This window comes from uncultured Thiodictyon sp., assembly GCF_903828115.1.
Lineage (GTDB): Bacteria > Pseudomonadota > Gammaproteobacteria > Chromatiales > Chromatiaceae > Thiodictyon.
In genome coordinates this window covers 1-8,045 of record NZ_CAIKKU010000508.1, presented here as the reverse complement: position 1 = coordinate 8,045, position 8,045 = coordinate 1, and the positions used below count along the sequence as shown (strand labels likewise).

The window sequence follows — 8,045 nt, the reverse complement described above, 5'->3', positions numbered from 1 at the left end:
CGTTGTCGTAATCGTGGTCGGATGATTCGACAACGACAACGACAACGACAGCGTACTCGGGATCTCGGTCACCACATCAGTTCTGATCGCACCCGCGTGCCGCTTATGCCTTGACAGTCTGTCGCCAAGCCCCTAGATTGCGGGTTTAGCACTCTCCATAGGTGAGTGCTAACAGCGGTCCCCCACCGGCGGGCCGACACCGGACCAGACGCAGGCGTCGTCGTCACTCCCGAGCATACGGCAGGCACCCCTTGGCATCCCAGGCGAAACAGGTCGAGACCCAGGTCAGCGAGCGCGCCATGCACTTCCTCAAGGTGCTGGTGGAGCGCTATATCAAGGACGGCCAACCGGTCGGCTCCCGGACCCTGTCGAAGGAGACGGGCCTGGATCTGAGTCCGGCCACGATCCGCAATGTGATGGCGGACCTGGAGGACCTGGGGCTGGTCGTCTCCCCCCACACCTCCGCCGGCCGGGTGCCGACGGTGGCCGGGTACCGGGTGTTCGTGGACTCCCTGCTGACGGTGCATCAGCCGACGGCGGCGGAGATCCAGACGCTGCGGGCGCGCTTCGGCGGCGCGACCGACGCCAAGTCGCTGGTGGAGTCCACCTCGCGCCTGCTGTCCGGGGTCACCCAGTTGGCGGGTGTGGTGATGCTGCCGCGCCACGAGCGCCACGCCTTTCGCCAGATCGAGCTCCTGCCCCTGACCGGGGCGCGCGTGCTGGCGATCCTGATCACCAGCGAGGGTGAGGTCCACAACCGGATCATCACCACCGCGCGCAACTTCACCCCCGCCCAGTTGGAAGAGGCCTCGAATTATCTGAATCGGGTCTTTATCGGTCAGGATATCAAGGACGTGCGCAAGCGCATCCTGGAGGACCTGAAGGATACCCACCAGAACATGGACGCGCTGATGATGCGCGCCGTGACCCTGGCCCAAGAGGTGGTGGAGGCGGCCGAGCGCACCGACGACTGCTTCATTGCCGGGCAGACCAACCTGATGGAGTTCGGTGAGCTGTCCAGTATGGAGCGGCTCAAGCAGTTGTTCGACGCCTTCAATCAGAAACGCGAGATCCTGCATATCCTGGACCGCTGCATCGAGGCGCACGGGGTGCAGATCTTCATCGGCGACGAGTCGGGCTATGACCTGCTCGATGATTGCAGCCTGGTCACCACGGCCTATCGGGTCGACGACCAGGTCGTGGGGGTGCTCGGTGTCATCGGTCCGACCCGGATGGACTACCAGCGGGTGATCCCGATCGTGGACGTCACCGCACGTCTGCTCGCCGCGGCCCTGCGCCAGTAGCGCTCGCTTTAAGACGCGGTCCGGCCGCCGGCGCCTTCACCAGGTGCACCGCCCGGGTCGCAGACCGTAACGGAGGTCAATATGACGACTGAAACCATGGATCACCACACCCCGGGCGCGCGCCCGGACCCGTCCGATCCGGAGTCGGAGGCGGCGCCGGGCACCGAGCCCGAGGCGCTCGAACAGCATAGCGCCACGCTCGCCGAGGTCAGCGCCGAGCTGGCCGCTGCGCGCGCCAAGGCCGACGACTACTGGGACCAACTGCTGCGGGCGCGGGCGGAGACCGAGAACCTGCGCCGCCGCCAGGCCACCGAGTTGGAGAAGGCCCACAAGTACGCCCTGGACGGCTTCGTACGCGAGCTGCTCCAGGTCCACGACAGCCTGGAACTGGGCCACGCCGCGGCCCTGGAGGAGGGCGCCGACATCGCCAAGCTGCGCGAGGGCAACGACTTGACCCTCAAGCTCTTGGACGATGTGATGGCCCGGTTCGGCGTGACGCCGGTCGACCCGCAGGGCGCGGCCTTCAATCCGGAGTTCCACCAGGCCATGTCCGTGCAGCCGCGGGCAGACCTGGCCCCCAATACGGTGACGGCGGTGTTGCAGAAAGGCTACACCCTCAACGGCCGGCTGGTGCGCCCGGCGCTGGTCATGGTGTCGCGCGCCGCCTGAGGCGCCGCGGCGCGACGCGCGTCGCCCACCATGAAAGTGCCACCACCAACCGGCTTGAACCGCCGCCGCTTTCCCCCCAACTGAGGGGGCAATTCGGGGCCGGCGCGCCACCGACATCCGCGAGACCAAGAGAATTCGGAGACACAAGATGGGAAAGATCATCGGTATCGACCTGGGCACCACCAACTCCTGCGTAGCCGTCATGGAGGGTGACAGCGTCAAGGTCATCGAGAACGCCGAGGGTGACCGCACCACGCCGTCCATCGTCGCCTATACCGGCGACAATGACGTGGTGGTGGGCCAGTCCGCCAAGCGTCAGGCAGTGACCAACCCGCACAATACCCTCTACGCCATCAAGCGCTTGATCGGCCGCCGTTTCGAGGATCAGGTGGTGGCCAAGGACAAGGCCATGGTGCCCTATAAGATCGTCAAGGCGGACAACGGCGACGCCTGGGTGGAGGTCAACGGCAAGAAGATGGCCCCGCCGGAGATCTCGGCCAAGGTCCTCCAAAAGATGAAGAAGACCGCCGAGGATTACCTGGGGCACCCGGTCACCGAGGCGGTGATCACGGTGCCGGCCTACTTCAACGATTCCCAGCGGCAGGCGACCAAGGACGCCGGGCGCATCGCCGGCCTCGATGTCAAGCGCATCATCAACGAGCCCACCGCCGCGGCCTTGGCCTACGGCATGGACAAGAAGCGCGGCGACCAGAAGATCGCCGTCTATGACTTGGGCGGCGGGACCTTCGACATCTCGATCATCGAGATCGCGGAGATCGAGGGCGAGCACCAGTTCGAGGTCCTGTCCACCAACGGGGATACCTTCCTCGGCGGCGAAGACTTCGATATGCGGATCATCGACTTCCTGGTCGCCGAGTTCAAGAAGTCCCAGGCGGTGGACCTGCGCAACGACCCGCTCGCCCTGCAGCGGCTCAAGGAGGCGGCGGAGAAGGCCAAGATCGAGCTGTCGACCAGCCAGCAGACCGACATCAATCTGCCCTATATCACCGCCGACCAGACCGGGCCCAAGCACCTGAACGTCAAGCTCACCCGCGCCAAGCTGGAGTCCCTGGTCGAAGAGCTGGTGGACCGCACCATCGAGCCCTGCCGCATTGCGCTGAAGGACGCGAACCTGACCGCCGGGCAGGTGGACGAGGTGATCCTGGTCGGCGGTCAGACCCGTATGCCCAAGGTCCAGGCCAAGGTCGAGGAGTTCTTCGGCAAGACCCCGCGCCGGGACGTGAACCCGGACGAGGCCGTCGCCATCGGGGCCGCCATCCAGGGCGGCGTGCTGGGCGGCCAGGTCAAGGACGTGCTGCTGCTCGACGTCACCCCGCTGTCGCTCGGTATCGAGACCCTGGGCGGGGTCATGACCAAGCTGATCGAGAAGAACACCACGATCCCGACCTCTGCCCAGCAGGTCTTCTCCACCGCCGACGATCACCAGACCGCGGTCACGGTGCACGTCCTGCAGGGCGAGCGTGAGCGGGCGGTCGACAACAAGTCCCTGGGCCGCTTCGACCTCAGTGATATTCCGTTGGCCCCGCGCGGGGTGCCCCAGATCGAGGTCAAGTTCGACATCGACGCCAATGGCATCCTCAATGTCTCCGCCAAGGACAAGGCGACCGGCAAGCAGCAGTCGATCATCGTCAAGGCGTCCTCGGGTCTGTCGGACGCGGAGGTCGCCAAGATGGTCAAGGACGCAGAGGCCCATGCCGAGGACGACAAGCGCTTCCACCTCCTGGTCTCGGCCCGCAACCACGCCGACAGCATGATCCACTCCTGCCGCAAGTCCATGGAGCAGCTCGGCGACAAGATGGAGGCCGGGGAGAAGTCGGGGATCGAGTCGGCCCTGCACGAGTTGGAAGAGGCCATCAAGGGCGAGGACAAGGACCGCATCGAGTCACTGACCAAGAAGCTGGGCGACGCCTCCGCCAAGATGGCCGAGCGGCTCTATGCCCAGGGCGCGGCGCCGGGCGAGGGTCAGGGCGGCGGGGCGGGCGGCGGCGACGCCGGCGCCGGTCACGCATCCGGCGGCGGTGGTGCCAAGGACGACGTGGTCGATGCCGAGTTCGAGGAAGTCAAGGACGATAAGAAATAGTTGCGAGTGGATAGTGGAGAGTGGCGAGTGGCGAGTAATCCGTGACTCGCCGCTCGCAACTCGTCACTCGCAATTCATCACTCGCCACTCATTCACTGACCACTGCCCATGCCCAAACGCGACTATTACGAGATCCTGGAGGTTGCGCGCAACGCCAGCGAGGCCGACGTCAAGAAGGCCTTCCGGCGTCTCGCCATGAAACACCATCCGGATCGCAACACCGGCGACGCCGGTGCCGAGGCCAAGTTCAAAGAGATCAAACTGGCCTATGACGTCCTCTCGGACGCCAAGAAACGCACCGCCTATGATCAGTTCGGCCACGCGGGCGTGGAGGCCGGGGCCGGCGGCTTCGGCGGTCCCGGCGACTTCGGCGGCGGGTCCTTCCAGGACATCTTCGGCGACGTCTTCGGCGACATCTTCGGCGGGCGCGGCGGGCGCGGCCGCGGGCGCGGCTCGGACCTGCGCTATGACCTGAGCCTGACGCTGGAGGAGGCGGTCGCCGGCAAGGATGTCAAGATTCGCATCCCCACCCTGGTGGAGTGCCAGTTCTGCGGCGGCTCCGGCGCCAAGCCCGGGACCAAGCCCAAGACCTGTCCCACCTGCAGCGGCACCGGACAGGTGCGGATGCAGCAAGGCTTCTTCTCCATCCAGCAGACCTGCCCCCAGTGCCGCGGCAAGGGCCATATCATCGAGGAGTCCTGTCCCCACTGCCGTGGGCGCGGCCGGCTGCAAGAGGAAAAGACCCTGTCGGTCAAGGTGCCCCCCGGGGTCGACACCGGGGATCGCATCCGGTTGGCCGGGGAGGGCGAGCGCGGTGAGCATGGCGGCACCCCCGGGGACCTCTATGTCCAGGTCCAGGTCCAGGAACACCCCATCTTCACCCGTGAGGGCAGCCACCTCTACTGCGAGGTCCCCATCGGGTTCGTCGTGGCCGCCTTGGGCGGCGACATGGAGGTACCGACCCTGGACGGCAAGGTCAGCCTGCGGATCCCCGCCGGGACCCAAACGGCCAAGATGTTCCGCATCCGCGGCAAGGGTGTGAAGCCGGTACGCGAGAGTGTCAGCGGTGACCTGATCTGCCGGGTCCTCGTCGAGACCCCGATCAATCTGACCGAACGGCAGAAGGAACTGCTGCGGGAGTTCGACGGGCACATGCAGGAGGGCGGTTCGCGGCACAGTCCGCAGGCCTCGACCTGGGTGGATGGGGTCAAGAGCTTCTTCGAGAAGATGGGGTTCTAATCGTTTTTTCGCCCGCTGGGCGAAAAAACGATTGGTTTAATTCGATCGGATGACTGGCATCAGGCTATCTACTTGATGATGACTGGCATGATGTCATCTGGTTTTATTTGAGCCCCGAAGGGGCGTGACATACCAGCCCAGGGCAACGCCCTGGGTTGTCGGAATAAGAAGGTGCAGCCCTGAAAGGGCGTGACACAACGATGCCTTTTCCTGGTACCCGACTCCGAGGCAATGAAGGTCATAAGTCATTGCGGTTGGGTGCCGGAATACAGGCCGGGGATGGTCGGCGGAGGGTACGACGTGACGCGAAGGGACAAGCTGCGCGAGAAGATGCGCCAAGCGCCCGGCGATATCCGGTTTTCAGAGGTTGAGTCGCTGTTGCGTGCCGAGGGCTTCGTGTTGTTCAACCAGCGCGGCAGCCACCAGACCTGGCATCGCAAAGACGCCACACTTCTGACTATCGTCCGACCCCACGGCGGGCGCAAGACCTGCCATCCGGACGACATTCGCAAGCTGCTGAGGGTGCTTGAGAGATGATCGATACCACGCATTGCTATCGCGATTACGTGTTCTATATCCGCTATCTGCCCCAAGACCCCGCCTATAGTGTCGACTTCCCGGATTGCCCGGAGATCATCACCAGCGGCGCGACCCTGAGTCAGGCATTCGCCAATGCTTGCGAGGCACTGGATCTGCACCTGGAAAGTTGCCAGAAGATTGGGCTGCCGCTGCCGCGGCCTCAACATCGTTTGGTCATCCAGGCGGCTTGATGGTCCCCAAGCCCTGCAAGTTACCTAGAGTCTTCGCTGGCTCCTCAGCGGAGGGCCTTGAAGTCGTAAGGATTGTGCAAGCTGAACTCGATTACGATGCAGAAGTTTCGATATGGACCGCCAACTTCCAGCCAAGCCGGGACTCGCTTAGTCAGCTAGTAGAGGCCGCTTGGAATTCTGACTTCGGACTCTTTGCGCTTACACCCGACGACAAGCTTGAGTCGCGCGGCAAGAGCCATTTGTCGCCGCGCGATAATGTGATCTTTGAGCTTGGGCTCTTCTTCGGAGCCGTTGGCCAGTCTCGCACCTTTCTGATAACACCTCGCGGTGGACCAGGCCTAAAGTTGCCAACCGATCTGTTGGGGATCACACCGCTTGACTACGATATCCAGAAAATAGATCTTCGTGCAGCCTTAGGACCCGCATGTCACAAAATGCGGCAAATTATCAGGGAGTTGGGTATCCTCGATAGGCGGCTACCCCCTGATGCGCAGGGTCTCCTTCCTCCTCAACACTGATAAAGAGGTCAGGTTATGTCGAAGAAGCAAGCAAAGTGCAATGTTACGGTGACCGATAACCTGGATAATCCAGTAAATGGTGCTCACATTTGTCTGATCTCACCCAATGGCACGTACCGCTCGGCCATCTCCAGCGAGGCCGGTTCTGCAGAAATTGTAATCGCAGATAGACAAGCAGTGACGATATTCGCTGCACATCCATCATTTCCTGCAGTCTTTCTGCCTGACAAAGCTCCATCAGACGAGTTACGCTTCTCCTTTTCCTGCGGCGAAAACCAGGGTTCGGTTATTGCTGAAAATGGTTCCGCCACAATTCCTGGGCTCGACGGCCGACTGAGCCCGATAAAAGATGCGGTAGGTCGGACGTATATCTATGGCGACAACTTATCGTTCGACAATCAGCCAGATCAACCTTTTCATTTTCGTCTGTGTGAGCCATTTGATGTTGAAGACTCACTCCGATACCGGCTTAAACTAATAGTCATCTCCATCATCGGGCGGTGCTCTTTAATCGAATACCAGCTAGATAAATCGAGCTTGTCGGGGCCAGACCACGCGTCCGGACCGACTGGGGTAGGGTCGTGCAATCCAGCACTCATGATCCCAAGCGGGAAGGTCTGATATAGGCAGCCGATTGCGGTGATCTCAACTGAACCAACCATCGTCGCGGCCTGAGGCCAACGTCATGACAAATCACGATCGAATCTTGATCGACCCCGCCATCTGCCACGGCAAACCCGTTGTGAAGGGCACAAGGGTTCCGGTGTCCATCGTGGTCGGAAGCCTTGCCGGTGGCATGGGCTTCGAGGATGTTCAGCGCGAGTACGACCTGACCCAGGAGGACATTCGGGCGGCGCTCGCCTTTGCGAGCGAATTGGTCAGCGAGGAATCCTTCCATCGGCTGCGCGGCGCGGCATGAGATTTCTGCTTGATGCCAACATGCCGCGGTCAGTGCTAGCCCTGCTGCTTCAAGTGGGCCACGAGGCGGAGCATGTGAAGGATATTGGTTTCGGCGACGCGCGGGACGACGAGATCGCGGCCCGGGCGTGCACCGACGGGGCTATTTTGGTTACGCGAGACCTCGACTTTGCCGATGTGCGGCGCTATGTGCCCCAGGCAGCCCCGGGGTTTCTCGTCCTGCGTGTCCCGGACGATTGGACCGCACAACAGATCGTCGCGCTGCTCGGTCGGTTTCTGGCGATGGACTCGCTGGTTGCCGCTCTACCAGGCCACTTGGCGATACTCGATCAACATCAGGTCCGCTTCCGTCCCCCGCTTGGCTGAAATGGCGTTCACTGCAAACCGAATAAAGAGACTTTGGTATTGCAAGGATGGTGGACCTGACAGACGAAGACTGGCCTTGATCCTCCGTCCGGCCACTGGACGTCGTAGGGTGGACAAGCGCAGCGCAGTCCACCAGCGGCGGAGCGGGATCCGGTGGACT

General features: G+C 62.7%; 10 protein-coding genes. All 10 read left to right on the top strand.

The window, feature by feature from the left end; all coding sequences use genetic code 11:
• Positions 1 to 251: 251 nt before the first annotated feature.
• The 10 genes from hrcA (at position 252) to QZY48_RS18535 (ending at position 7,885) form a co-directional block, all read left to right on the top strand.
• The gene (gene hrcA, locus QZY48_RS18575; protein WP_295433947.1) at positions 252 to 1,304 is read left to right on the top strand and encodes a heat-inducible transcriptional repressor HrcA; all 1,053 of its coding nucleotides are present in this window, start codon (positions 252 to 254) and stop codon (positions 1,302 to 1,304) included.
• A gap of 81 nt (positions 1,305 to 1,385) precedes the next feature.
• Positions 1,386 to 1,973, top strand: a complete 588-nt coding sequence (grpE, locus tag QZY48_RS18570) for a nucleotide exchange factor GrpE (protein WP_295433944.1) — start codon at positions 1,386 to 1,388, stop codon at positions 1,971 to 1,973.
• A 148-nt stretch (positions 1,974 to 2,121) separates the two neighbouring features.
• A complete protein-coding gene (dnaK, locus tag QZY48_RS18565) occupies positions 2,122 to 4,074 on the top strand; it encodes a molecular chaperone DnaK (protein WP_295433941.1) in 1,953 nt (650 codons plus the stop codon).
• 108 nt (positions 4,075 to 4,182) lie between these two features.
• Positions 4,183 to 5,313 (top strand): molecular chaperone DnaJ, encoded by a 1,131-nt coding sequence (gene dnaJ, locus QZY48_RS18560; protein WP_295433938.1) that lies wholly within the window; start codon positions 4,183 to 4,185, stop codon positions 5,311 to 5,313.
• A 231-nt stretch (positions 5,314 to 5,544) separates the two neighbouring features.
• Entirely contained in the window at positions 5,545 to 5,850 is a 306-nt protein-coding gene (locus QZY48_RS18555) for a type II toxin-antitoxin system HicA family toxin (protein ID WP_295433935.1), read from the top strand.
• The gene (locus QZY48_RS18550) at positions 5,847 to 6,083 is read left to right on the top strand and encodes a type II toxin-antitoxin system HicB family antitoxin (protein WP_295433933.1); all 237 of its coding nucleotides are present in this window, start codon (positions 5,847 to 5,849) and stop codon (positions 6,081 to 6,083) included. The genes QZY48_RS18555 and QZY48_RS18550 overlap by 4 nt, the downstream gene beginning before the upstream one ends.
• The gene (locus tag QZY48_RS34900) at positions 6,083 to 6,601 is read left to right on the top strand and encodes a nucleotide-binding protein (RefSeq protein ID WP_366929730.1); all 519 of its coding nucleotides are present in this window, start codon (positions 6,083 to 6,085) and stop codon (positions 6,599 to 6,601) included. The genes QZY48_RS18550 and QZY48_RS34900 overlap by 1 nt, the downstream gene beginning before the upstream one ends.
• A 15-nt stretch (positions 6,602 to 6,616) precedes the next feature.
• A complete protein-coding gene (locus QZY48_RS18545; protein WP_295433930.1) occupies positions 6,617 to 7,222 on the top strand; it encodes a hypothetical protein in 606 nt (201 codons plus the stop codon).
• Positions 7,223 to 7,307: 85 nt separating this feature from the next.
• Positions 7,308 to 7,520, top strand: coding sequence for a DUF433 domain-containing protein (locus QZY48_RS18540; RefSeq protein WP_295433927.1), 213 nt, complete (start codon positions 7,308 to 7,310; stop codon positions 7,518 to 7,520).
• Positions 7,517 to 7,885, top strand: coding sequence for a DUF5615 family PIN-like protein (locus tag QZY48_RS18535; protein ID WP_295433925.1), 369 nt, complete (start codon positions 7,517 to 7,519; stop codon positions 7,883 to 7,885). Before QZY48_RS18540 ends, QZY48_RS18535 begins: the two co-directional genes overlap by 4 nt.
• Positions 7,886 to 8,045 lie beyond the last annotated feature (160 nt).

Bases quoted from the DNA above. Each gene is read 5' to 3' on its own strand.
- grpE (WP_295433944.1), top strand. From the start codon at position 1,386: ATGACGACTGAAACCATGGATCACCACACCCCGGGCGCGCGCCCGGAC.
- dnaK (WP_295433941.1), top strand. From the start codon at position 2,122: ATGGGAAAGATCATCGGTATCGACCTGGGCACCACCAACTCCTGCGTA.
- dnaJ (WP_295433938.1), top strand. From the start codon at position 4,183: ATGCCCAAACGCGACTATTACGAGATCCTGGAGGTTGCGCGCAACGCC.
- QZY48_RS18555 (WP_295433935.1), top strand. From the start codon at position 5,545: ATGAAGGTCATAAGTCATTGCGGTTGGGTGCCGGAATACAGGCCGGGG.
- QZY48_RS18550 (WP_295433933.1), top strand. From the start codon at position 5,847: ATGATCGATACCACGCATTGCTATCGCGATTACGTGTTCTATATCCGC.
- QZY48_RS34900 (WP_366929730.1), top strand. From the start codon at position 6,083: ATGGTCCCCAAGCCCTGCAAGTTACCTAGAGTCTTCGCTGGCTCCTCA.
- QZY48_RS18545 (WP_295433930.1), top strand. From the start codon at position 6,617: ATGTCGAAGAAGCAAGCAAAGTGCAATGTTACGGTGACCGATAACCTG.
- QZY48_RS18535 (WP_295433925.1), top strand. From the start codon at position 7,517: ATGAGATTTCTGCTTGATGCCAACATGCCGCGGTCAGTGCTAGCCCTG.